At 71.4% G+C, this 23,897-nt stretch carries 18 protein-coding genes and 1 pseudogene; 11 read left to right on the forward strand and 8 right to left on the reverse strand.

All coding sequences use genetic code 11. From position 1 onward, the window contains the following. Positions 1-40: 40 nt before the first annotated feature. Complete coding sequence (locus tag AC3EN4_RS10085) at positions 41-544, forward strand: winged helix-turn-helix domain-containing protein (protein ID WP_435205660.1); 504 nt, start codon at positions 41-43, stop codon at positions 542-544. A 72-nt stretch (positions 545-616) separates the two neighbouring features. Here the strand turns inward: AC3EN4_RS10085 and AC3EN4_RS10090 are convergent, their stop codons facing one another. Continuing rightward, the gene (locus tag AC3EN4_RS10090) at positions 617-4,981 is read right to left on the reverse strand and encodes a S8 family serine peptidase (protein WP_435205661.1); all 4,365 of its coding nucleotides are present in this window, start codon (positions 4,979-4,981) and stop codon (positions 617-619) included. A 331-nt stretch (positions 4,982-5,312) separates the two neighbouring features. Between AC3EN4_RS10090 and AC3EN4_RS10095 the strand changes: the two genes are divergently transcribed. Then, positions 5,313-5,867: a winged helix-turn-helix domain-containing protein gene (locus AC3EN4_RS10095; protein WP_435205662.1), complete on the forward strand. Its 555-nt coding sequence runs from the start codon at positions 5,313-5,315 to the stop codon at positions 5,865-5,867. Between the two features lie 179 nt (positions 5,868-6,046). After that, the gene (locus tag AC3EN4_RS10100; protein WP_435205663.1) at positions 6,047-7,603 is read left to right on the forward strand and encodes an OFA family MFS transporter; all 1,557 of its coding nucleotides are present in this window, start codon (positions 6,047-6,049) and stop codon (positions 7,601-7,603) included. Positions 7,604-7,615: 12 nt separating this feature from the next. On the opposite strand, the gene nrfD is transcribed toward AC3EN4_RS10100, so the two are convergent. The 4 genes and pseudogenes from nrfD to AC3EN4_RS10120 form a co-directional block, all read right to left on the reverse strand. Then, complete coding sequence (gene nrfD, locus AC3EN4_RS10105; RefSeq protein WP_435205664.1) at positions 7,616-8,665, reverse strand: NrfD/PsrC family molybdoenzyme membrane anchor subunit; 1,050 nt, start codon at positions 8,663-8,665, stop codon at positions 7,616-7,618. Beyond that, positions 8,662-9,705, reverse strand: coding sequence for a 4Fe-4S dicluster domain-containing protein (locus AC3EN4_RS10110; protein WP_435205665.1), 1,044 nt, complete (start codon positions 9,703-9,705; stop codon positions 8,662-8,664). The genes nrfD and AC3EN4_RS10110 overlap by 4 nt, the downstream gene beginning before the upstream one ends. Positions 9,706-9,735: 30 nt before the next feature. Next, positions 9,736-12,984 (reverse strand): annotated as a pseudogene (gene fdh / locus AC3EN4_RS10115) (formate dehydrogenase); the annotation flags it as partial. 145 nt (positions 12,985-13,129) lie between these two features. After that, on the reverse strand, positions 13,130-13,921 hold the full coding sequence (locus AC3EN4_RS10120) for a PrsW family intramembrane metalloprotease (RefSeq protein WP_435205667.1): 792 nt from the start codon (positions 13,919-13,921) through the stop codon (positions 13,130-13,132). Positions 13,922-14,079: 158 nt separating this feature from the next. Here AC3EN4_RS10120 and AC3EN4_RS10125 point away from each other — a divergent pair, with 158 nt between their 5' ends. From AC3EN4_RS10125 to AC3EN4_RS10135, 3 genes are all read left to right on the forward strand, one after another. Continuing rightward, positions 14,080-14,808 (forward strand): hypothetical protein, encoded by a 729-nt coding sequence (locus AC3EN4_RS10125; RefSeq protein ID WP_435205668.1) that lies wholly within the window; start codon positions 14,080-14,082, stop codon positions 14,806-14,808. A gap of 150 nt (positions 14,809-14,958) precedes the next feature. Further along, positions 14,959-15,363: a VOC family protein gene (locus AC3EN4_RS10130; protein ID WP_435205669.1), complete on the forward strand. Its 405-nt coding sequence runs from the start codon at positions 14,959-14,961 to the stop codon at positions 15,361-15,363. Further along, on the forward strand, positions 15,360-15,641 hold the full coding sequence (locus tag AC3EN4_RS10135) for a winged helix-turn-helix transcriptional regulator (protein WP_435205670.1): 282 nt from the start codon (positions 15,360-15,362) through the stop codon (positions 15,639-15,641). The genes AC3EN4_RS10130 and AC3EN4_RS10135 overlap by 4 nt, the downstream gene beginning before the upstream one ends. Before the next feature lie 47 nt (positions 15,642-15,688). On the opposite strand, the gene AC3EN4_RS10140 is transcribed toward AC3EN4_RS10135, so the two are convergent. Next, positions 15,689-16,573 (reverse strand): LysR family transcriptional regulator, encoded by an 885-nt coding sequence (locus tag AC3EN4_RS10140; RefSeq protein WP_435205671.1) that lies wholly within the window; start codon positions 16,571-16,573, stop codon positions 15,689-15,691. Between the two features lie 82 nt (positions 16,574-16,655). Between AC3EN4_RS10140 and AC3EN4_RS10145 the strand changes: the two genes are divergently transcribed. Beyond that, on the forward strand, positions 16,656-17,903 hold the full coding sequence (locus AC3EN4_RS10145; protein ID WP_435205672.1) for an MFS transporter: 1,248 nt from the start codon (positions 16,656-16,658) through the stop codon (positions 17,901-17,903). Between the two features lie 15 nt (positions 17,904-17,918). Here the strand turns inward: AC3EN4_RS10145 and AC3EN4_RS10150 are convergent, their stop codons facing one another. Then, complete coding sequence (locus AC3EN4_RS10150) at positions 17,919-18,668, reverse strand: VOC family protein (protein WP_435205673.1); 750 nt, start codon at positions 18,666-18,668, stop codon at positions 17,919-17,921. Positions 18,669-18,831: 163 nt separating this feature from the next. Here AC3EN4_RS10150 and AC3EN4_RS10155 point away from each other — a divergent pair, with 163 nt between their 5' ends. Genes AC3EN4_RS10155 through AC3EN4_RS10170 form a run of 4 tightly spaced genes read left to right on the forward strand, consistent with a single transcriptional unit; the run spans position 18,832 to position 22,059 of the window. Further along, a complete protein-coding gene (locus tag AC3EN4_RS10155; protein WP_435205674.1) occupies positions 18,832-19,755 on the forward strand; it encodes a hypothetical protein in 924 nt (307 codons plus the stop codon). Next, positions 19,752-20,201 (forward strand): ABA4-like family protein, encoded by a 450-nt coding sequence (locus tag AC3EN4_RS10160; RefSeq protein ID WP_435205675.1) that lies wholly within the window; start codon positions 19,752-19,754, stop codon positions 20,199-20,201. Before AC3EN4_RS10155 ends, AC3EN4_RS10160 begins: the two co-directional genes overlap by 4 nt. A 5-nt stretch (positions 20,202-20,206) precedes the next feature. Next, a complete protein-coding gene (locus tag AC3EN4_RS10165) occupies positions 20,207-21,436 on the forward strand; it encodes a sensor histidine kinase (protein ID WP_435205676.1) in 1,230 nt (409 codons plus the stop codon). After that, complete coding sequence (locus AC3EN4_RS10170) at positions 21,433-22,059, forward strand: response regulator (protein ID WP_422735241.1); 627 nt, start codon at positions 21,433-21,435, stop codon at positions 22,057-22,059. The genes AC3EN4_RS10165 and AC3EN4_RS10170 overlap by 4 nt, the downstream gene beginning before the upstream one ends. A gap of 10 nt (positions 22,060-22,069) precedes the next feature. Here the strand turns inward: AC3EN4_RS10170 and AC3EN4_RS10175 are convergent, their stop codons facing one another. Then, entirely contained in the window at positions 22,070-23,860 is a 1,791-nt protein-coding gene (locus AC3EN4_RS10175) for a gamma-glutamyltransferase family protein (protein WP_435205677.1), read from the reverse strand. Positions 23,861-23,897 lie beyond the last annotated feature (37 nt).

The raw sequence follows: 23,897 nt of genomic DNA on the forward strand, positions 1-23,897 counted from the left end.
CCATCCGGAGTGTTCGTGGGGAACCGGAAGGGGTTGGGCAATGCATGGGGTTTCGGTCGCGCCACTCGTCATCGGCATCGCGTCCTCGCCGGCCGAGCGCCGGCAGTTGGCCCGCCTGCTCGGCGGGAGCGACGCCTTCCTGATCGTCTCGAACGTCGAGCAGGCACGGGAGTTCCTCGGGGTGGGCGAGGTGCCCCCCGTCGCACCTCCCCCGGCCCCGCCGGTGCGCGCGGAGGTGGCGCAGCGCCCACAGCCGCCGCCCGACCTGAGCGTCGACTCCGACCGCCGGGTGCTGCGCTGGCGCGATCAGGAGATCGACCTGACCCGACTGGAACACGACGTGCTGCTCTGCCTGGTCGACGCTCCCGGGCAGGTCTGGACGTACGAGCGGCTGCACCTCGAGGTCTGGGGCAACCGGCACCTCGGCCGTGGCTCCGACATGCACTCGGTCGTCCGTCGGGTCCGCCGCAAGCTCGCCCGACTCGACGCCGCCGCCACGATCCACTCCGTCCGCGGCGTCGGCTTCCGGCTCGCACCGATCTGACCGACCCCGAAGACGGCCGGCCCGCCTGGTCGAGGACCAGGCGGGCCGGCTCACTGCGCTACCGCTCGGGGGTCAGCACCGGATCGGCGACAACCCGAAGTTCTCCACCGTGGGAGTGGTGACGTTGACCTTCGTCTGACGGGTCTGGGGCTTCCAGCCGTCCTTGGCGACGATCATGGTGAGCGGATTGTTCCGACGGTCCATCCAGTAGGCGTAGTTACCGGCGGCATCGGTCGTGAACGTGAACGACATCGCCCACGAGTCGACCTGGACCACCGCACCGGCGATCGGCGCGGCCGCGCCCCCGCAGCTCGTCCCGGTCACCGTACCCATCAGCTTGCCCCAGGTCTTCGGGGGCGTCACCGTCATGGTCACCGCCACCGGCGGCACCGAGTACGGCGTGTTCTCCCGGATCGTGACCGCGGCCGAGTAGGTGCCCGGCTGGTCCACGCTCGCGGTCAACCCGACGGTGACCGTGACCTTCTCCCCCGGGGCGAGGGTGGCCGTGGTCTTGTCGATCGTCATCCAGCTGACGTCGGCCGCCGCCTCGGCGCACCCCTCGAAGCCCGGCAGCGCCTCGCTGTCCGGCGCCGCGTCGAAGCTGCCCGAGGAACCACCGATCTTGTAGAAGCCGCACGCCGCGCCACCCCGGTAGCGGGCGGTGTTGGCGTTCGGCAGGTTCGACCAGGAACTGGTGGCCGGGTCGAACGCGAAACCGGCGTTGGTGATCGCGCCGCCCTGGGAACCACCCACGACCAGGAGCTTGCCGCTGGCCACCGCGTACGAGCTGGCCCAGTTGTCGGTCGGCGCGTCCGCGATCGCGGTCCAGGTGTTGGCGCCCGGGTCGTAGGCGTAGCTGGCCTTCTGCGCCGCGGTGCCGTCGTTGCCACCGGTGCAGTAGAGGACGCCGTCGATCCCGCCGCAGGAGGCGAAGGCCACCGACTTCGGGTAGTTGGCCACCGTCTCCCAGGTGTCGGTGCCGGGGGTGTAACGGACCACGGTGTTCGACATCGGCACGCAGGCCGCGGTCGTGCAGCCGCCCACGGCGTAGAGCTTGCCGTCGACGACCGCCTGCCCGGCCGCCGCCCGCGGCGCGGGGTTGTCGGCCAGTTCGGTCCAGGTGTTGGCCGCCGGGTCGTACGACCAGGTGGCGGCGTCCGGGCCCGCATCGCCCCAGCCGCCCGTTGCGATGATCTTCCCACCGACCACGCCGACGGTCAGCGCGTTGCGGGCGCCGGGAAGGTCGGCGGCCGCCGTCCAGGTCTGCGCGACCGGGTCGTAGGCGTAGGTCTTCACGGTGGAGGCGGTTCCGTCGCCACCACCGATCGAGTACACCTTGCCGTCCAGGGTGACCACCCGGTTGTCCATGATGTTGCCCGGGTAGTCGGTGATGTCCGTCCACGGCGCGGCCTGCGGACCGGCCGCCGCGGGCGTCGCGGTCTTCGCCTTGCCGGACGCCTTGGCCGCGACCGACGTCGGGACCGTCAGCCGTTGCTCGGGCGCGCCGACCGCGCCGAGCGCCTGCTGCCGGCTCACCCGCGAGCCGTCGGCCCGCAGCAGCTCGAAGCCGTCGTCCCGCTCACCGAAGGCGACCTCGACCGGAGCGCCGCCGGTGTTGGTCACGGTGAACGTCTTGGTCGCCTTGCCGCCGGGCATCTGGAGCGTCGCGCTCAGCGCGGCGGGTGTCACCGACAGGCGGCCGGCCGCGAGGACGAAGTTCGCGGTTGTCGCCCAGTCGGGCTCGACGTCGACCTGCTTGCTCTGGCTGACGTAGCTGCCGGCCGTCGCGGTGAACTTGTGGGTGCCGGTCAGCGTCGAGTAGATCCAGTAGAACCCGTCGGGCAGCCCCGGGTCGTCCGGGGTCGCCACGGTGACCGCCTTCTCGGCGGGCCGGTCGTTGCTGGTGACGGTGGCGCCGTTGACGTAGCTGTTGTCGTTCTTGTCGCGGACGTTGCCGACGACCAGGCCGCCGTCGACCGGCACGCAGAGAACCTGGCTGCCGATCAGGACGTTGTCGACCTCCCACCACCAGTCGAACCTGGCGTCGTAGTAGTGGAACCGCACCTGGACCTGCGACTTGCCGGCCGCCTGCGGGATCGGGATCTCGGTGAGCTTCGGTCCCCGGACGTCGGTCTCCTGGCGCAGGACGTTCGTCCAGGTGGCGCCCCCGTCGATGCTCAGGTCGACGTCTGCGGTGTCGTCGTTGAGCTGGTTGAAGTCCTGGTTGAACCGGATGACCGGGGCGCTGACGGCGGTCAGGTCGACGACCGGGCTGACCAGGGAGCTGTCCTGGCTCTTGCCCGCGCCGTAGTCGTCACTGTCGATCATCGCGAAGTTGCCGGTGCCACCGGTCAGGTTGCCCCGGTCACCGTCGTCGGTGAACTTCCACACCTGACCCGCGCCCACGTTGTCCACCACCGACCAGCCGGCCGGAGTGGTCGTCGCGTCGAAGCTCTCGTACACGCCGTCGGAGCCGAACGTGTAGCCGGGTGCCGTCGTGCATTTGGTGGTGTCCACCGGCACCGCGACGTTCGCCGTCACGTTGCGGGTGCCGACCACGACCTCCTTGGTGACCTTCTGGTAGCCCGGGTACTGCACCTCGTACGTCAGGGTGTACGTCTGACCGGCCGGCAGCGTGATGCTGTAGCGGCCGTTCGACGGGGTCGTGTAGTCGTACACGCCCGCCGGGCCGCTCACGCTGACCTTGGCGTACAGCGGCCAACCGTGGCCCGAGCCGTCGGTGACCGAGCCGGTGACGTTGACGCGCGGCACCGCCGTCAGGGCGACGTCGAGCGTCGTGGTCGTACGGTTGGTGACGGTCGCCGACTTCGTGACGCTGCCGTACCCGAACGCGGACACGACGACCTGGTAGTCACCGGTCGGGACGAGGGTCGAGTACGTGCCGTCGGCGCCGGTGGTGATCTCCCGCGAGGTCGGACCGGTCAGCGTCAGGGTCGCGCCGGCGATCGGGGCGCCGGTGGCCGCGTCGGTGACCGTGCCGGCCAGGGTGCCGACGTCGCCGGTGGGGGCGGCGTTGAGCAGCGCGAGGGCGTCCAGCCGGCCCTCACCCCAGACGTTGTTGTCGGCGGCGGTGCCACCGCACTGGTCGTCGGCCTTGTCGATCGCGGTGCCGTTGAGCAGCGCGCGGGTCGCGTCGACGTCCCCGACCAGCGACGGTGCCGCCGAGTACAGCAAGGCGATCGCGCCCACCAGGTGCGGGGCGGCCATCGACGTGCCGCTGGCGGTGCCGTACCCGTTGCCGGGGATGCTCGACCGGACGTTCACGCCGGGCGCGGAGATGTTCGGCTTGATCTCGCCGTTCTGCCCGACGCCGCGCGCCGAGAAGCTGGCGATGGTGTTGTTGACGTCGTACGCGCCCGCCGAGTAGTTGCTGGCGAGGCTTCCCGGCGAGCCGCTGGTCTGGCACGCCGGCCCGCTGTTGCCGTTCGAGAACACCCCGAAGATGCCCGAGGCGGCCCAGGCCAGGGTCACGTCCTCCATGAACGGCTCGTTGGACGGCAGTCGGGTGCCCCAGGAGTTGTTGATGATGTTGGGGCGCTTGCTGGCGTCCGGGTTCTGGCCGTTCGAGTCGGTCGGTTCGAGCATCCACTGACCGGATTCGATCAGCGCCTCGTCGGTGGGGCAGCAGCCGTTCGCCGCGATCCACTTGACGCCGGGCGCGACACCGATCTGGTTCGCGCCGGCGGAGCCGGCCATGGTGCCCATGGTGTGCGTACCGTGGCCGTCGTCGTCGCAGGGCGCGCCGTCGCAGGTCCCGGCGGCGTCGAACCAGTTGTAGTCGTGGTCGAACGTGCCGTCGCCGTTGTTGCCACGGTAGGAGTTCACCAGGGCGGGGTGGTCGTACTGCACGCCACTGTCGATGCTCGCGATGGTGACGCCCTCGCCGGTGACGCCGTACTGGGACCACACGTCGTCGGCGTTGATGTTGGCGACGCCCCACTCGACGGCGTTGACGGTCTTCTCGTCGGTTCCCTTGGTCAGCTTCGGCAGCTCGTACGCGACCGGCGCGTAGAGGCCCTCGACCTCGCTGTGCGCGGCGAACTGCTGGGCCATGGCCAGGGAGCCGCTGTTCACCTTGATGGCGTTGGTGGCCCAGAAGCTCTGGTACTTCGTACCCGAGCTGTCAAGTTCGGCGCGGACCTTGCCCTGGCTCGCGGCGGCGCTCTCGCGCAGCGCCTGTGCCACGGCCGAACCCCGCTTGGTCCAGTCCTTGATGGCGCTGGCCTTGCTCAGGTCCGCGCGGTCCTTGAACCGAATCCAGAAGTCCCCTGCGCTCTTGGCCTGGAACTGCTTGGCGAGTTCCGGCCGGATCTTGTCCCCGACGGCGGTGCCCGTCGAGCCGGGCGCGGCCTGCGCGCCGGAGCCGAAGCTGGCCAGGCACGTGACGGTGAGGACCAGCGCCGCGCCGGCGCTCACCACCGATCTGGCCGTGCGTCTCCGTTGTGGACGTCTGAACATCGGTGCCGCCTTCCTCAGAACGACCCAGGGGTGTAGTGGGCCATGGTGGGAAGTGCACGAGATCCACTCGACGGAACCGAGCGAACGGACCCCTCATGCCTCCCCCATGCACCGCGCGGGTCACGCCGGTTGCCCGAGTGGACACTATGATCGAGAGGAAAGGACGATCAAGAACTTGCTGTGAGCATCTTGTCGCTACCGGTTGCCCTGCTGGCGACGCGCTTGCCAAACATTGTCAGCACCATGACGATAGGTCGGCAGGGATGCCCATCGATTCGCAGGCGGTGCGGTGGCCGAGACCGACGACGCGGCGTTGGACGGGGGCGACCCGCCTGACGAGGAGTTCCCGCTGCTGATCGCGGTGACGCCGTCAGCGCGCGAGCGCATCCGGCTCGCGGAGCGGCTCGACGGCGTGGCGCCGCTGCTGCTGGTCGCCGACCTCGACGAGCTGCGCCGGCTGATCGGGGCGCCGCCGCAGCGGCCCGGACCGCCCGACGAGCCGCCGTCGGACCGTACGCCCGCCGCCGAGCCCGACCCCGCCCTGGTCGTCGACTCGGCCCGGTGCACCGCCCGGTACGGGGCGCGCGAGGTCGACCTGACCCGGCTGGAGCACGACCTGCTGACCTGCCTGGCCACCGAGCCGCTGCGGGTGTGGAGCTACGCCGAGCTGCACCGGTCGGTCTGGCACGACGAGGGGCGCGGGCGCAGGGCGGACGTCCAGTCCCTGGTGAAGCGGCTGCGCCCCAAGTTGCGGGACCTCGGCACCGCCGCCACGATCGAAGTGGTCCGTGGTGTCGGGCTGCGGCTCACCGACCGGCAGGACCCACGGATCGCCCGCGCCTGACTGCTGCCTGACTTGGGCAGGTTCTCAGCAGGGCCCGGCCGCCCCGATCCGGGGTCGGCGCGTTTTCCGGTATCCGAGAGCCACGCCCGGCGAGCACGTAACGTGAAACACAGCCGATCAACGGCGAACGCCGGACGCGCCCGCCGCCTGCCCGCTCACCCGCAGGAGGTGCGGAGCTCATGCTGTCGGTATTCGATCCCCGGCACACCGTCGCTCCCCCGGGATACAGCCGCTGGCTCATCCCGACCGCGGCGCTGGCCGTGCACGTCTGCATCGGTCAGGTCTACGCGACGAGCGTCTACAAGAACTCCCTCATCGCGCACTTCCACACCAGCCAGACCGCGATCGGGGCGATCTTCAGCATCGCCATCGTCATGCTGGGGTCGTCGGCGGCGGTGGGCGGCCGCTGGGTGGAGCGCAACGGCCCACGGCGGGCGATGTTCGTCTCCGCCTGCTTCTGGGCCACCGGCTTCCTGGTCGGGGCACTGGGCATCGCCACGAAGCAGTTGTGGCTGCTCTACCTCGGCTACGGCGTCATCGGCGGCATCGGGCTCGGCATCGGCTACATCTCACCGGTCTCCACGCTGATCAAGTGGTTCCCGGACCGCCCGGGTCTCGCCACCGGCCTGGCGATCATGGGGTTCGGCGGCGGCGCCCTGGTCGCCGGTCCGCTCGCGCGCCAACTGCTGTCGCTCTACGACGCCGACTACAACCCGGCGAACCCGGCGGCGGTGGCCTCGGGGGGCGCCCTGGTGGGGCTCTTCGTCACGTTCGGCATCGGCTACTTCGTGATCATGATGTTCGGTCCGTTCAACGTGCGGGTGCCACCACCCGACTGGCGGCCCGCCGGGTTCGACCCCGCCCGCGTCGCCACCCGACCGCTGGTGACGAGGGCGAGCGTGTCCGCGTCAAACGCCGTACGGACCCGCTCGTTCTGGCTGCTGTGGATCGTGCTGTTCTGCAACGTCACGGCGGGCATCGGCATCCTGGAGCAGGCCAGCCCGATGATCCAGGACTTCTTCCGGGACAACGGGTCCACCGCCGTGTCGGTGTCGGCGGCGGCCGGTTTCGTGGGCGTGCTGTCGCTGTTCAACATGGCCGGCCGGTTCGTCTGGTCGACGACGTCCGACCTGATCGGCCGTAAACCGATCTACCTGGTCTACCTCGGCGTCGGCATGGTGCTCTACGCGCTGCTCGCGGTGGCCGGGCACGCGGCGACGGCGCTCTTCGTGCTGATCGCCGCGCTGATCATCTCGTTCTACGGCGGCGGCTTCGCCACCATGCCCGCGTACCTGCGGGACCTCTTCGGGACCTTTCAGGTCGGAGCCATCCACGGGCGGCTGCTGACCGCCTGGTCGGCGGCGGGCGTAGCCGGGCCGTTGATCGTCAACCGGATCCTCGACACCCAGGGCAAGCCCGGGACGCTCACCGCGTCGGCGTACCGGCCCGCCCTGTTCACCATGGTCGGTGTGCTCGCCATCGGCTTCGTCGCCAACCTGCTGGTCCGTGCCGTGCCCGACCGGTTCCACGAGCCGGACCGGGGGTCGACCTCGCCGGTGGCGAAGGCCAGCGTCACCGAGCCGGTCGCCCTCGGCCCGCAGAGCACGCCACCGGTGCCCGACCACGTCGGTGACCAGACCGGCCGGCTCTGGCTGTCGTGGCTGCTCGTCGCGGTGCTGCTCGGCTACGGGATCGTGCAGACCCTGAGCACGGCCGCGAAGCTGTTCACGAGCTGAGGCGGTCGGCGTTCACCGCACGTCCACCGCCGGGCCGCCGTCGGCGAGGCGTTCCCGCTGGGGTACGACGGTGTACTTCGGATCGCGCGCGGACACCGCGCCCGCCTCGAAGATCCCGAACCGGGTGGCCAGCGACGAGGCCACCAGGGCCGCGCCGGAGAGCACCGACAGGAGCCGGCTGCGTCGGGAGAACAGCGCGGCGACCGCACCGACGCTGAGCAGCACGTTGCCCGCCCGGACCAGGCGGCCGCTGTGACCGCTGCGGTAGGGCTCGCCGGTGATCCAGAGCCGCTCCATCCGGTGGCCACCGACCAGCTTGATGGCCGCGCCGGCGGCGGCGAGCCGGCGCAGCGGCCCGGTCTCGGCGGCGGGCGCCGCGATGAGACCGACCCCGGCGGCCGCGGCGAGCGCGCTGCCGCCGAAGACGAACGGGATGAAGGGGTACGCGTCATGCCAGGCCGGTACGGCGGTGTCGGCGAGCAGGACCCCGGTGTACGTGGCCAGCGCCGGGGCGGTGGCCGCCGCGGCGAGACCGGCGACGTCACCGACGCCGGGCGCCAGCCGACGGGCGAGGCCCAGCACCCCGTGTCGCGGTAGCCGGGGCGCGAGTTCGGCGACTGCGGCCACCCCGGCGGCCGGGCCGAACGCGGTGAGGATCCAGGTGCCCATCGACATGGGAGAGGTCGGTTTGGCGACCCGGAGCATGTGGTGGAACCGTTCCGGCCGACCGAGGTCGTGCACCAGCAGGTACGCGCTGGCGAGGGTGCCGCCGAGGGCCGTCCAGCGGCCCACCCGGCGCAAGGCGGGGCGTCCGGTCAGTTGGGCGCCCGCGCCGATCAGGGCGCCGCCGGCGGCGAGGCCACCGGTGAACAGGTATCCGCCGATGTCGCGCTTCCACACCGGCGCCTTGAGGATCGGCCGACCGTAGTAGGAGCTGAAGTCGGCCGGTGGCACGGTCAACTGCTCGCCGCCGTGTCCGCGCCCGCGCCGCCCGCCGGGCTGGTCGAGGCGGGCCTGGTACGCGCGGAACCGGTCCCCCACCGGTGTTGTCGGGTCGGTCATGGCCGCCTGCCGAGGAACGCGACCACCGTGGCGGCGGCCATCGTCAGGGCGGCGACGCCGGCGCGTTTCCACATCGCCGGTAGGTCCCGGGTGGTCACCACCGGATCCGGTGGCAGCCCGTACACCTCGGGCTCGTCCAACAACAGGAAGAACGCCCCGTCACCACCCACACCATCGTTCGGGTCATGCCCGTACAACCGCGCCTCGGGCACACCCCGCTCGTGCAACACCCGCACCCGCGCCGCCGCGCGGTCCCGCAACTCCTCCAGGGGCCCGTACTGGATCGACTCGGTCGGACACGCCTGCGCACACGCCGGCGTCATCCCCGCACCCAGACGGTCATAACACAGCGTGCACTTCCACGCCCGACCATCACCCCGACGCTGATCGATCACCCCGTACGGACACGCCGAAATGCAGTACCCACACCCGTTACAGATGTCCTCCTGCACCACCACCGTCCCGAACTCCGTCCGGAACAACGACCCCGTCGGACACACATCCAAACAAGCCGCATGCGTGCAGTGCTTACACACATCCGACATCATCAACCAACGAAAATCACTGCGACCCTCCACACCGGTACCCCGCCCCGGCGGCTGCGCCCCCGGCATACCCAGAAACTCCGGGCCGCCGGACATGCGGGTGGCCGCGCCGGGCGAGCCGGGTGGCAGACCCGGGTCCGTACCGGTGTCGGCGTCGGTCCGCGCCCCGACGGCCGCCGTCGCCGGGCTGACCGCCGGTCCGTCCGGGTAACCGGCGAACGCCGGGGTCGCCCAGCCGGCCCCGCGCGGCTGCTCCACGAACGCGACGTGCCGCCACGAGTTCGCCGTCAACGCCCCCGTGTTGTCGTACGACATCCCCAACAGATCCAGACCACTCTCCGGAACCCCGTTCCACTCCTTGCACGCCACCTCACACGCCTTGCACCCGATACACACACTCGTGTCGGTGAAGAACCCCATCCGCTCCGGCGCGTCCACATAACCCGCGTCCGGGGCCGGATCGAGCGGCCCGTACAGGGCGTTGGCGTGCGGCATCGCTCAGTCCTCCTGGTCGCTGCTGCTGTCGGCGACGTCCGTCGTGACCAGCGGTGGGTAGCGGTGGCTCAGGTTGCCCGACCGTCGCCGGTAGTCGACGACGAGGTCCAGCAGCTCCTGCCCTCTCGGACGCCGGCCGGGCCGTATGTCGCACGTGCCGACCTTGCTCTCCTGGATGAGGACGTTGGGGTCCAGGGTGATGCCGAACAGGTCGTTGGCCGAGTCACCGGTGACCAGACCCTCGAAGCCGAAGTGGTACGGCAGCCACACCTGGTGCAGGATCCGACCGTCCACCCGTAGCGGCGTCACGCGGTCGGTCACCAGCACCCGCGCCTCGATGGCCGCGCGGGTGGTGACCAGGTGCGCCCAATCCAGGTGACTCAACCCTCGGTCGACCGCCAGCTCGGGTGACACCTCGACGAACATCTCCGGTTGCAACTCGGCGAGGTGCGGCACGGTCCGGCTCATCCCACCGGCGGTGTGGTGCTCGGTGAGCCGGCTGACCGTGAACACGTACGGGAAGACGTCGCTGTGCTGCTCCGGCGGGCTCGGGTTGAGGTTGTTGATCGGGTGGGTGTAGACCTTGCGGGTCGGGTTGGCCTGCTGGCGGTAGAGCGGGTTGCGCACCGGCGACTCGACCGGCTCGTAGTGGGTCGGCAGCGGCCCGTCCAAGACGCCGCTGGGCGCGTACAGCCAACCCTTGCCGTCGCCCTGGAGGATGAACGGGTCGTCACCCGCGATGCCCGCGACGCCCGAGGTGTTCGGCGGGGGCCGGTACGAGGGTGCCTTGGTCTTCTCGAAGTCCGGTACGTCGTAGCCGGTCCACTCGCCCTTGTCCGGGTCCCACCAGACGTACTTCTTGCGCTCGCTCCACGGGTTGCCGTCCGGGTCGGCCGAGGCGCGGTTGTAGAGGATCCGCCGGTTGGACGGCCACGCCCAACCCCATTCGAGCGCCACCAGGGACTGTTCCGCGCCGGGCTTGCGGCGGGCGGCCTGGTTGACGCCGTCGGCGTACACGCCGGTGTAGATCCAGCAGCCGCCCGCCGTGGAGCCGTCGTCGGTCATCTCCGTGTAGCTGGCGAGGGGTCGGCCGCTGGCGACCTCGTACCCGTTGATCTCGCGCAGGACCGCCTCGGCGCTGGGCTCCGCGTTCGGACCGTGCGTGGGGTAGTCCCAGGTGAGGTCGAGCAGCGCGCGGTCCCGGGGGCGGGTCGAGCGCGCCAGGCGTTCGCGGATGATGCGGCCGAGGTGGTAGAAGAACCACAACTCGGAGCGGGCGTCGCCCGGCGGTTCGACGGCCTTCTCCCGCCACTGCAACAACCGCTGCGTCTGCGTGAACGTGCCCTCCTTCTCCACGTGCGACGCCGCCGGGAGGAAGAACACCTCGGTCCGGCACTCCTCGGGCACGATCTCGCCCGTCTCGATCTCCGGACCGTTCTTCCAGAAGGTCGCGCTCTCGACCATGAACAGGTCCCGCACGACCAGCCAGTCGAGGTTCGCCATGCCGAGGCGTTGCGCCCGGCCGTGCGCCGAACCCACCGCCGGGTTCTGCCCGAGCAGGAAGTACCCCTTGATCTTCCCGTCGATCATGTCCAGGACCTGCTGGTACGTGCCGTGGTCGCCGGTCATCCGGGGCAGGTAGCCGTAGCAGAAGTCGTTGTCGGCGGTGGCCGCGTCACCCCAGTACGCCTTGAGCAGGTTCACCCCGTAGGCGCGCGCGTTGCCCCAGAAGCCCTTCTGGTCGGGATGGGCGATGCTGTTGATCCACTCGTCGAGGGTCGGGTGGTCGGCGTGGTGCGGCATGGGCAGGTAGCCCGGCAGCAGGTTGAACAGGGTCGGGATGTCGGTGGAGCCCTGGATGCTGGCGTGCCCGCGCAGCGCCATCACCCCACCACCCGGGCGGCCCATGTTGCCCAGCAGGAGTTGGATGATCGCCCCGGCGCGAATGTACTGCACACCGACGCTGTGCTGCGTCCAGCCGACCGAGTACACCAGCATGCCGGTGCGTTCCCGACCGGAATTCTCGGTCCACGCCCGCGCCAACTCCAGGAACTTCTCCTGCGGAATCCCGCAGACCCGCTCCACCATCTCAGGGGTGTAGCGGTCGTAGTGCCGCTTGAGGATCTGGTAGACGCAGCGTGGGTGCTGCAACGTCTCGTCCCGCTGCGTCTGCCCGCCCACCGGCGCGCCGTGCGACTCGTGCTCCAGGCCGGCCCCCGTCTCCCGCTGCGTCTCCGTGTCGCGGGTGGAGATGTTCTCCGGGGCGCCCTCGTACTGCCAGCTGCTCTGGTCGTAGCTGGCGTTCTCCTCGACGAAGCCGGAGAAGAGCCCGTGCATGTCCTCGCAGTCCCGGAAATCCTCGCCGACGATGGTGGCCGCGTTGGTGTAGGCGAGGACGTACTCGCGGAAGTCCAACTCGTTGTCGAGGATGTAGCGGATCACCCCACCGAGCAGCGCGATGTCCGTGCCCGCCCGGATCGGCAGGTACGCGTCGGCCAGCGCGCTCGTACGGGTGAAGCGCGGATCGACGTGGAACACCTTGGCGCCGCGGCGCTTGGCCTCCATCACCCACTGGAAACCCACCGGGTGCGCCTCGGCCATGTTCGAACCCTGGATGACGATGACGTCGGAGTTCGACAGGTCCTGCTGGTACTGGGTGGCGCCGCCGCGACCGAAGCTGGTCCCCAGACCGGGGACGGTGGCGGAGTGTCAAATACGCGCCTGGTTCTCGATCTGCAACGCCCCCATCGCCGTGAACAACTTCTTGATGAGATAGTTCTCCTCGTTGTCCAGCGTGGCGCCACCGAGACTGGAGATCCCCAGCGTCCGGTTCAGGGGCCGGCCCTGCTCGTCCACGTCCTCCCAGGTCTCGTCCCGGGCCGCGAGGACCCGGTCCGCGATCATGTTCAGCGCCGTGTCGAGGTCCAGGTCCTCCCACTCGGTGCCGTACGGCCGGCGGTAACGGACGGTGGTCTGGCGCAGCGGACTCGTCACCAGGCTCTTGCTGGCCGATCCCTTGGGACACAGGCGGCCCCGCGAGATCGGACTGTCCGGATCACCCTCGATCTGCGTGACCCGGCCGTCGGTGACGAACACCCGCTGACCACATCCCACCGCGCAGTACGGACACACCGACCGCGCGACAGAATCGGCGGTCTCGGTGCGGGCCGTCAGAGCGGCCGAGCCCGCCGACTTGGCGGCGGCACCGCGACCGAGCGGGTCGGTGCCGGCGAGCTGGCGATAGAGCGGCCAGCTCGCGATCCAGCGGCGCACCCCCATCGCTGCACCTTTCCCACCAAAGACCCGAAATATGAATACTCCGACACTAGATGAGCGGTCGGGCCGGCCGCAGCGGGTTCAGCAGAGCAACGCCTCCCCCGGCCGGGTCGTGGCGGCCGAGGGAGGCATGGTGGGCGGGGTCGGGCTATCGATGTTCGACGGCCAGGTGATCGCCGAAGGTCCGGTAGCGGCGCAACTCCCAGAACAGCCAGCCGATGCTGACGAGCGCCACGACCACGAAGACGATCGAGCCGGTGAAGGTGTCCCAGAGCGTATGCAGGGCGACGACGCCCACGAAGGTGCCGAGGAACCCGAACAGCCGGCGGACGCTCGGGGTGGCCAGCAGCGCCCACAGCGCCCCGGCGGTAAGGCCGGTCCAGGCGGTGTGCCCGGCGGGGGCGGTCAGCCCACGGATGAACAGGGTCTGCTCCACCGCGCCGATGTTGCCCTTCGAGCTGAGCAGCGCGGTGAAGGCGTACCCCATCGTCTCCAACGCGGCGAAGCCCATGCCGGCGGCCACGCCGATGACCAGGCCGTCGGACGGCACCCGGCGGCGGTGCTGTGCCAGGGCCGTGAACAACAGCACCACCGGGACGATCAGCTTGGCCGACTCCTCGATCAGCGCCACGAACACCATGGGCAGGGTGCCGAGGCCGCGCAGGGTGTCGTACTCCAGGGTGCCGGCGACCACCGTACCGATCACCCCACCGAAGAACGCCGAGGTCACCAGCACCCACGCCGGCACCTGCCACCGCCCGGTACGGGCCTGGGCGAACGTCAGGAACGTCAGGGGCGCCAGGGTCGCGCCGAGCAGGATCAGCGCGGGCACGAAGTTCGGATTCTGGGTGCGGACCAGGGTCCGCAGCACCGCTAGGTAGAGGATCAGCCCGACAACGAAGACCCCGACCCACGCCCACCGGCGAGAACGATCACGCATAACGGGGAGTGTGGCGGATCCACGTTACGAAGAACAGCCTGGGTCCGGCAACGACCGCACACCGCAGGGCGGATTCCAGGCGCCCGCGTTGGTTCTGGCCGTGGTCTAGACTCGCTCTCTTCGGCGGCGTACCGCGCGGAGTCCCCGAAGGCGTTCCCGTGGCCCCTGATCTCACCGACGTGCACGACAAGCTGGCAGCCGCGCTGGCGGGTGTGGCCGCCACGTTCCGCGGCATGACCGCCCACCCGTCGGAGTCCAACTGCGAGTGCCACTGGGGCAGCGCGCAGGAGTTGGCTCTGCTCAAGACGCCCGACGTTCCCCTCGACGACGACCTGCTCCGGCGCACCTACTGGTTGGCTGACTGGACCTATCCGGGGCCGCTACTGCGCCGGATACTGCCGCAGGTGGCCCAGGGGCTGGTGAGCGGCGACGTGGTGCTGATCGACGGATTGATGGGACTCTTCATCCGTGGCCGCTGGTGGGAGTGGCCGGGTGCGCAGCGTGACGCCGTGCAGGCGTTCCTGGATGCGTGGTGGCGGCACATCCTGATCGATCCCGACGCCGCCGTACCAGCCCACGAGGCGCTGGGATTCCTCGCCGAGATCTCCGTACGGCTCACGCCGTGGCTGACCACCTGGGCCAGCCTGCTGGGTGACCAGACCGCGGCGACGCGGTTCGTGGTCGCCGTCGAGCACTGGAACTACGACCTACCGGGCGACATGCTCCCCTGGCAGGGCTGGCATGACGCGGCCGACTGGTGCGCCACCCTGTCGTTGTGGGTGCTACGGACCGCGCCGCCCGTACTGCGCGAGCACGGCGCGTCCGCCGAGTTGCAGGACGACGTGCGGCGGCTCGCCCTGCCGTTCGAGAACCGGTGGGACGACTGACTCCGACCGTCGGAGTGGTGCGGCGGACCGCCAGCGTGACCACCAAGGTCCATCTGGCCGCGGAGTCGCACTGCCGGCCGATCGCGGTACCCGATCCTGCGGGACGCATGCCCCTTGACGGGTCACTTGCATTTTGCAAGCATGGCACGCATGAGCCTCTTCATCACCTGCCCGGTCGAGAGCGTCGAGCGCGCGACCGCCTTCTACACAGCCCTCGGCTGGACCCTCAACACGGAGATGTCCGACCACAATGTGTCGTGCTTCGCGATCGCCCCCGAGCAGTACGTCATGCTCGGCAGCCGCGAGATGTACGCGAGCGTCGGCGGAGTCGAAGAGCTCGTCGGCGGACCAGATACGCCCTCGAAGGTCACGGTCTCGTTCAACCTGGGCAGCCGCGAGGCGGTCGACGAGCTCGTCGACCGCGCCGGCGCCGCCGGCGGGCGGATCGGTGACACCGACGACTACCCCTTCATGTACCAGCGCCAATTCGACGACCCCGACGGCTACCACTACTCACCGTTCTGGATGAAGACGGACGCCGATCCGACCGCGTGAGCGACCTCGCCACGGCCCTCGACATCGTGGGAGCACGGTGGGCCCTGCTCATCGTCGAACGGCTGCTCGACGGACCACAACGCTACGGCGATCTGCAGCGCGACCTCGGCGTGCCGACGAACATGCTCGCGACACGCCTGCGCGAGCTCGAAGCGGCTGGCGTGCTGTTCCGCCTGCCCCTTCGACACAACACGCGGGCCTATGCACTGACCGATCGTGGACTCGCCCTGCGCGAGGCGATCGTCGCACTCGGCAACTGGGGCAAGAACGACGCCTAGGGACCCTCTGTCGCATCACGGTCTGGTCCAGAGCAGGATCGTCCTCGTCATGGCAGGAACTCGCCGGTCAGGGCGATGAGGGCGCGGGCGGCCGCGCCGACCGGGCGGTCCACCGGCGTGGCCAGCGACGCGATCCAGTCCAGGTCGGCGTCGGTGACGGTGAGGGTGCGGACGCCGGGAGCGTCGGCGACGACGAAGCGGGGCAGCAGCGCGATGCCCAGGCCGTGCCGGACGTGGTCGACGCCGGTGGCGATGTCGGGGATCTCGATGGTCACGCGTCGGGACAGGCCGGCGGTGGCGAACGCCCGGTCGGTGACGGTGCGGTTGCCGTACCCGATCGGGGAGTCGATGAAGTCGAGGCCGGCGAGGTCGTGCAGCGACACCGCTTCGCGGGCGGCCAGCGGATGATCGTCCGGTACGACAAGGTCGATCACCGAGCGGGCCAGCTCGGTCAGGTAGATCTCGGCGGGTGGCGCGCCGGGCAGCGAGACGAAAGCGAGGTCGAGCCGGCGCTCGGTGAGCGCGTCGATCAGCCCCTGGGAGCCGGACGGCGCGACGCTGGTGTGCAGCAGCACCCCGGGATGCCGACGGTGGAACTCGCCGAGCAGGGCCGGCAGGTGCAGCAGCCGGATCGAGGTCATGGTGCCGATCCGCAGGGTGCCCCGCAGGCCGCCGTGCACCTCGGCGACCGCGTCGCGGGCGTCGCGGGCCGCGTCCAGGGCGATCCGGGCGCGGGGTAGCAGCGCCGCACCGGCGTCGGTGAGCAGGACGCGCTTGGAGTTGCGATCCAGCAGCGCCGCGCCCAGCTCGCGTTCGAGGGTCTTGACCGCCGCGGAGACGGCGGACTGGACGACGTGCAGGCGGGCGGCGGCGCGGGTGAAGTTCTGCTCCTCGGCCACCGCGACGAAGTACTCGAGTTGCCGCAGTTCCACGCCGCCAAGTATCACCTACGGCGATGGTAACTAGCGTCAACTTTCGTTGGACGTGATGATCGGCTGGGGTGACAGTGGGGCCATGTCGTCAACGACCCTGCCCTCCCGACAGCCCCTCGCACCGGGTGACCCGCACGAAGGATCGTCCCGCCACGGCCGTGGCTTCTGGGCGATCGCCCTGGCGTTCCTCACCGCGATGGCGTTCTGCACCGTGCCGTCCCCGCTCTACCCGCTCTACCAGGCGCGGGACGGCTTCTCCACGTTCATGGTCACGATCGTGTTCGCGGCGTACGCGGTGGGTGTGGTGATCAGCCTGCTGCTCGCCGGGCACGTGTCGGACTGGGTCGGCCGCAAGAAGATCCTCGTCCCGGCGCTGGCGTTGGAGCTGGTCGCCGCCGCGCTGTTCCTGGGCGACACGTCGCTGCCGGTGCTGCTGCTCGCCCGGCTGGTGAGCGGTCTGGGCATCGGCATGATCACCGCGACCGCCACCGCGTACCTGCAGGAGTTGCACGCGGCGCACCGCCCCGGCGCGTCCCGGCAGCGCTTCGAGGTGGTCTCCACCGCCGCGAACATCGGCGGCCTCGGCGTGGGCGCGCTGGTCGCGGGCGTCCTGGCCCAGTACGTCCACGCGCCGCTGCGCACCCCGTACCTGGTGTTCGCGGTGCTGCTGACCGTCAGCCTGGTGGCGGTCGCGGCGACTCCGGAGACGGTGCGGGAACGCCTGGTGACGCCGGCCTACCGGCCGCAGCGGATCAGCGCCGACCACGGCGACCCCGCCGGGTACGTGGCGGCGACCGCCGCCGGCTTCGCCTCGTTCGCCGTGTTCGGCCTCTTCACCTCCGTGGCGCCGGGCTTCGTCGCCGGTGCCCTGCACCTGCCGTCGCGGGCGCTGGCCGGCGCGGTCGTGTTCGCCGTGTTCGGCGGCGCGGCCGTGGCGCAGAGCCTCACCACCCGGCTGCCCGCCTCGGCGAAGGTCCGGCTCGGGTTGCTGGCGCAGGCCGTCGGCGTGCCCGTCGTGCTGGTCGGGATGCACACCGCGAGCCTGACCGCGTTCCTGCTCGGCGGCGTGCTCGCGGGAGTCGGCGCGGGCGTGCTGTTCAAGGCCGCCGTCGGTACGGTCGCGGCGATGGCCGTGCCCGCCCGGCGCGGTGAGGCCCTGGCCGGGCTGTTCCTCATCGCCTACCTCGGGATGAGCCTGCCGGCCCTGGGCATCGGCATCGCCACCCGTGGGGTCAGCACGATCACGGCCATGAACTGGTTCACCGGCCTGCTCCTCGTCCTGCTCGGCGGCGTGACACTGCTGTTCCGCCGCAGCAACGCCAACCGCTGACCGGGCCGGGGGCGGTCACCGTGGGTCGGGCCAGAACGGTTCCAGCAGCGCCGGGTCCGCGACATAGGCCGCGACCTGGGTACGCTCCGACTCCGTCAAGGTCAGCGTGCGCAACCGGGCACCCCACTCGGGTACCCGGTCGGTCTTGCCCAGCGCCACCGACAACTCGACGAGCGCGGCGAGCGCCATCGCCTGCTCGACCACCGGGGCGTCCTCGGCCCGGCGGCGCATCCCCGAGTCGAGCGCCCGGTAGGCGGCCCGGTCGTCGGTCTTGAACTCGCGCAGGATCCGCGCGTTGTCCAGCACCCGGGCCAGCCCCTGGAGCTTGGACGACCCGCCGTACTCCAGGTCCTTCGGCTCGTCGCGGCGGATGAAGACGATGGTGTTGCCGCACGGGTCGACGATGCTGAACCGCGACGCCCCCGCCCGGAAGCGGGTCATCCGGGGCAGGCCCTTGACGAGCACCTTGCCGTACGCGCGGCGCATCGCCTCGGCGAACGCGGCGTGGTACGGCGCGACCGCGTCGACCATCACCAGCGCCCCGCCGGACTGCTCCCGCGCCGGGTCGAGGTCCTTGGGCGCGGGGCCGTAGTGCAGGTCGAACCCGCTGAACCGGAACGCCAGGTACACGTACGGCCGCAGTTGCTCGTAGGTCACCTCGAAGCCGAGGGCTCGCCAGAACGCCAGGGTCTCCTCCGGCGCCGGGCAGGGCAGCAGCGGCACGGTCGTCTCGTTCGGCTGGACTCGGTCCTCGCTGATCGTCACGGTCACTCCCCCGGTCGGCAGGCCGGCCATTGTGCCAGCATCGGCACCGGTCCGCCCTGCACTTCACCTCCTACCCAGGGAGGAGGTGGGCTCCGACCGGGGGCCGCGACCGGGACCCGAGGTCGGACGCGCGCGTCGGCGACGGTCACGAGCATCTACAGGCATGACTACCGTTCTGCGTCGGGCGACACAGTGGAACCGCCCGCTCATGCTCCTCGTCGCCGCGATGGCGGTGCTCGCCGTCGTCGCCGCCGTCGGCATCGTCGCCGACCCCCGCGTCCTCACCGGGGCGCCGATCTGGCTCAAGCCGTTCAAGTTCGCGGTCTCCTTCGTGCTGTACGGCGCGACGCTCGCCTGGATGCTGTCGCTGCTGCCGCGCCGCAGCCGGGCCGCGGAGTGGGCGGCGGCGATCATCGTTGCGCTGTCGCTGGTGGAGATGGTGGTGATCGTCGCGCAGGTGGTCCGGGGTACGACGAGCCACTTCAACGACACCAGCGCGCTGAACGCCGCCCTCTTCTCGGTGATGGGCGCCGCGATCATGGTGCTGTTCGTCGCGCACCTCGTCCTCGCGGTCGTGCTGCTGATCCGGCGAATCCCGGACCGGGTCGCCGCGACCGCCGTCGGGTGGGGGCTCGGCCTGTCCCTGCTCGGTATGCTCGCGGCCGTGCCGATGGTGCTTCCGACGCAGGACCCGGGCATCGAGGGCGTCTCCGGGGCGCACAGCGTGGGCGTGGCCGACGGCGGCCCCGGGCTGCCCGTGGTGGGGTGGAGCACCACCGGCGGCGACCTGCGGATCGGGCACTTCGTGGGGTTGCATGCCCTGCAGGCCCTGCCGCTGGTGGCGATGCTGCTGACCCGGTTCGCGTCCCGGCTCGACGGGCGGACCCGCGTCCGGCTGCTGGTCGTCGCGGGCACCGCGTACGGCGTACTCACGATGGTGTTGACCTGGCAGGCACTGCGCGGGCAGCCGCTGCTGCGCCCGGACGCCCTCACCTTGGCCGTCGTCGCGGCTCTGGCGGTCGCGACCGCGACTGCCACCGGCCTGGTGCTCGCGCGCCGCCGCCCGGAACTGGCGCTTGCGGCATGACCGGGGCGCTGTTCTCGCTGACGTTCGCGCTGGCCGCGCCGTTCTGGGCGCTGATGATCCTGCTGCCGCGCTGGTCGTGGACGGCTCGCATCGTCGGTTCGCCGCTGATCGTGCTGCCGGTCGTGGTGATCTACGCGCTGCTGGTGGTGCCGGCGTTCGGCACGGTGCTGCCCGCCGTCGCGTCGCCGACCCTCGACGGGGTACGCGACCTGCTCGGCACGCCCGACGGCGCGGCTGCCGGCTGGGCGCACATGATCGCGTTCGACCTGTTCGTGGGTCGCTGGGCGTGGCTGGACAGCCGGGAACGGGGGGTACCGGCGCTGGTCATGGCACCGGTGCTGGTGCTGACCATCCTGCTCGGACCGCTCGGTCTGGCCGCCTACCTGGGCGTCCGCGCGCGGTGGCGGCCGACGGTCGCTGCCGGCGACTCCGAGCACCTAGGCTGACGACCGTGCGGTGGTGGGGGCGGCTGTTCGACGCGCGGGACGCGCGCGTGCGGATGGTGCTGCTCGACCTCAGCGGGTTGGGCTACCTGCTCTTCGTGCCCCACTCCGCCCCCGCGCCGACGTCGACACAGTGGAGCCTCGCGCTGGCCGCGTTCGCCGTGGCGCTCGTGGCGTACCGCCGGCCGGTGGTCAATCTGGCGGCGCAGGCGGCGTTGCTGGCGGTCGCGATCTGCCTCATCGACGACATCACCATCAACCAGGTGGGCGCGAGCTGGGCCCTGCTCGAGGTCGCCATGCGCGCCGGTCGCTCCCGCACGATCTGGCTGGCGGCCGGGCTGCTGGCCGTTGTCGACCTGACCGACAGCATCGGGGATTCGCTGCGTGAGGTCGGCTCCGGTGTCGTCGGGCTGGGCCTGGAGGTCGGCGTCCCGGTGCTGCTCGGTCTGGTCATCCGGGCCAACCGGGAGGTGGACCGGCAGGCCGTGGAGCGGGCGCTGGCCGAGCAGCGACGCCGGGAGTCGGAGGGCCGCGCGGCGCGCGCCGATGAGCGCGCCGCCATCGCCCGCGAGCTGCACGACGTCGTCGCCCACCATGTGGCGTCGATGGTGCTGCGGGTCGGGGTGGCCCGGCACGTCCTGACCGACCTGGACCCCCGGGTGGGCGAGGTGTTCGACGACGTGCACGGCACGGGCACCGCGGCCCTGTCGGAACTGCGCCGGCTGGTCGCGGTGCTGCGCGACCCCGACGGGGTACGCGGTGACGCCGCGCTGACCGCGATCGAGCCCGCGGCGCTCCCGTCGGCGCTCGGCGCGGCCGTCGACCGGGCCCGCCAGGCCGGCATCACCGTGGAGGCCGACGTCGACGCGGCGATCGGTTCGCTCGACGCGGTACGGGGTCTGGCCGTGCTGCGGCTGACCCAGGAGGCGCTGACCAACGTGGCACGGCACGCGGGGGCGTCCGCACGGGCGCGCCTGGTGGTGGCGGTCCGCGACGGGGCCGTGCACTGGGAGGTCACCGACGACGGGGGCGGTGTCGACGGCCACCACGCGTCGACGGCGGTGCCGGCCGGCGGTGGTCACGGCGTCACCGGGATGGCCGAACGCGTCGAGGTCCTCGGCGGGCACCTGGAGGCGGGCCCGGCCGGCACGGGCTGGCGGGTACGGACCGTCCTGCCGAACACCCTGCCCGCGCCCCGGACGGCCCCGGCACCCTCGACCACCGGGGGGTCGGCGTGATCCGGGTTCTGCTCGTCGACGACCAGCACCTCATCCGCGCGGGCCTGCGCATGTTGTGCGACGCGCAGAGCGACATCGAGGTCGTCGGCGAGGCCGACAACGGCCGCGAGGCGGTCACCCTCGCGGCGCGGCTCGTCCCCGACGTCGTCGTCATGGACCTGCGCATGCCCGGCGTCGACGGGATCACCGCCACCGGTCGGATCCTCGCCGAACGTCCGGCCACCCGGGTGCTGGTGCTGACCACGTTCGGCGATGACGACCACCTCTACCCCGCCCTGAGCGCCGGCGCGTGCGGCTTCCTGCTCAAGGACGCGCCGCCGGCCGAGCTGCTGGACGGCATCAGACGGGCCGCCGCGGGCGACAGCCCGTTCAGCCCGGAGGTGTTGCACCGCCTCGTCCAGCGCGCGGTGCGGGCCCGCGTCACGCCGCCCCGGCAGCTCGACGGGCTGACCGCCCGCGAGCAGGACGTGCTGACCCTGGTCGCCGAGGGTTTGTCCAACACCGAGATCGCCGAGCGGCTGCACATCGGCGTCACCACCGTCAAGACCCACATCACCAGCCTGATGACCAAGACCGAGAGCCCCAACCGGGTACGCCTCGCGCTGTTCGCGCGCGGCGGCTGACCGGCGTCCGCTACCGGCCGCAGGCGTAGCCCTGCATGCCCCGCGGGTTCGCCCCGGCGGCGAGTACGCCGGTGGCCGGGTCCCGGGACACGGCGCAGAGCCGACCGAGGCTCCACGCGTCGGCGAGCCGCACCTCGTGCCCGTACGACCGCAGGGCCGTCACCACGGCGGCGTCGAGCCGGTCCTCCACCAGCAGCACGCCGGGCTCGGACTCGCGGGGGTAGAACGACGACGGCACGCCGAGGCTGTGCCAGGCGGGCGCGTCGATGGCCTGCTGGAGGTGCTGGCCGCCGACGAGGTGCCGCAGCAGGAAGGGGAGCTGCCACTGGTCCTGCTGATCGCCACCGGGCGTGCCGCAGGCCAGGACGGGCTGCCCGTCACGGTGCACCATGGTCGGGCTGAGCGTGGTGCGTGGGCGGCGGCCCGGGACGAGCGACGCGGGAAGACCCTCCTGCAACCAGCACATCTGCAACCGGCTGCCCAGCGGGAACCCGAGTTCCGGAATGGTGGGTGAACTCTGCAACCAGCCACCGCTCGGCGTCGCGGAGATCATGTTGCCCCACCTGTCGACGACGTCGACGTGGCAGGTGTCGCCCCGGGTCACCCCGTCGGACCGCACCGTCGGCTCGCCCGTGGTCGGGTCCGGCACGTCGAGCCGGTGGGTCACCCGGGACCGGACGTGGTCCGGGAGGCGCGGCTGCGCACCCCCGGGGCTCCCCGGGCGCAGCTCCCGCGACGCGCGGTCACCGATCAGGGCCGCCCGCTCCCGCGCGTACGCCGGGTTGAGCAGTGCCGTGGCGGGCACGTCGGCGCTGTCGCCGTACCACGCCTCCCGGTCGGCGAACGCGAGCGTCAGCGCCTCGGCCTGGGCGTGGATGCCGGCGGCGCTCGCCGTGTCGTACGCGCCGTCGTCGTCGAGCGCGTCGAGGATCGCCAGCGCCTGGAGCAGCACCGGGCCCTGACCCCAGAACCCGGTCTTGGCGATCGTCCAGCCCTGCCAGTCGAGGGTGGCCGGCTCTTCCCAGGTCGCCGAGTACGCGGCCAGGTCGTCGCCGGTGACCAGTCCGGCGTGTGCGCGGCCGCTGGAGTCGCGGAAAGGCTGCCGGCTGAACGCGTCGATCGCGTCGGCCACGAAGCCCGTACCCCAGGCGCGGCGGGCCGCCTCGATCTGCGCCTCCCGGTCGCCGCCGGCCGCCTGCCCCGCCTCGACGAGTCGGCGCAGGGTGCGCGCGTACGCCGGATTGGTGAACCGCTCCCCCGCGACCGGCGGTCGGCCGCCGCGCAGCCAGAGCTGGGCGGACGTGGGCCAGTGCTGCTCGAACAGCGACCGCACGGCCGTCACCGTCGCACCGACCGCGCCCACCAGGGGGTGGCCGGCGGCGGCGTAGCCGATCGCCGGTTCCAGCACCTCGGCGAGGGAGAGCGTGCCGTGCTCGCGCAGCAGCAGGAGCCAGGCGTCCACCGCGCCCGGCACGGCCGCCGCGAGCGGACCGGCGCCCGGCACGAGGTCCAGGCCGAGGGACCGGAAGTGGGCGATCGTCGCGCCGGCCGGCGCGGGTCCCTGCCCGCACAGCACCCTGGGGCGCGGGTCCCGGGCGGTGGCCACGATCGCCGGCACCTCGCCGCCCGGGCCGTTGAGGTGGGGCTCGACGACGTGCAGGACGAACCCGGCGGTGACGGCGGCGTCGAAGGCGTTGCCGCCGCGTTCGAGGATCCCCATCGCGGACTGGCTGGCCAGCCAGTGCGTCGACGACACCATGCCGAAGGTGCCCTGCAGGGTCGGTCGGGTGGTGAACGACATGACAACACCTCACTGGGGGCCGGTGACACGGGGAGGC

Source organism: Micromonospora sp. bgisy143 (assembly GCF_057708145.1).

Bases quoted from the DNA above. Each gene is read 5' to 3' on its own strand.
- AC3EN4_RS10120 (WP_435205667.1), bottom strand. From the start codon at position 13,921: ATGCGTGATCGTTCTCGCCGGTGGGCGTGGGTCGGGGTCTTCGTTGTC.
- AC3EN4_RS10110 (WP_435205665.1), bottom strand. From the start codon at position 9,705: ATGCCGCACGCCAACGCCCTGTACGGGCCGCTCGATCCGGCCCCGGAC.
- AC3EN4_RS10145 (WP_435205672.1), top strand. From the start codon at position 16,656: ATGTCGTCAACGACCCTGCCCTCCCGACAGCCCCTCGCACCGGGTGAC.
- AC3EN4_RS10175 (WP_435205677.1), bottom strand. From the start codon at position 23,860: ATGTCGTTCACCACCCGACCGACCCTGCAGGGCACCTTCGGCATGGTG.
- nrfD (WP_435205664.1), bottom strand. From the start codon at position 8,665: ATGACCGACCCGACAACACCGGTGGGGGACCGGTTCCGCGCGTACCAG.
- AC3EN4_RS10155 (WP_435205674.1), top strand. From the start codon at position 18,832: ATGACTACCGTTCTGCGTCGGGCGACACAGTGGAACCGCCCGCTCATG.
- AC3EN4_RS10160 (WP_435205675.1), top strand. From the start codon at position 19,752: ATGACCGGGGCGCTGTTCTCGCTGACGTTCGCGCTGGCCGCGCCGTTC.
- AC3EN4_RS10100 (WP_435205663.1), top strand. From the start codon at position 6,047: ATGCTGTCGGTATTCGATCCCCGGCACACCGTCGCTCCCCCGGGATAC.
- AC3EN4_RS10130 (WP_435205669.1), top strand. From the start codon at position 14,959: ATGAGCCTCTTCATCACCTGCCCGGTCGAGAGCGTCGAGCGCGCGACC.
- AC3EN4_RS10085 (WP_435205660.1), top strand. From the start codon at position 41: ATGCATGGGGTTTCGGTCGCGCCACTCGTCATCGGCATCGCGTCCTCG.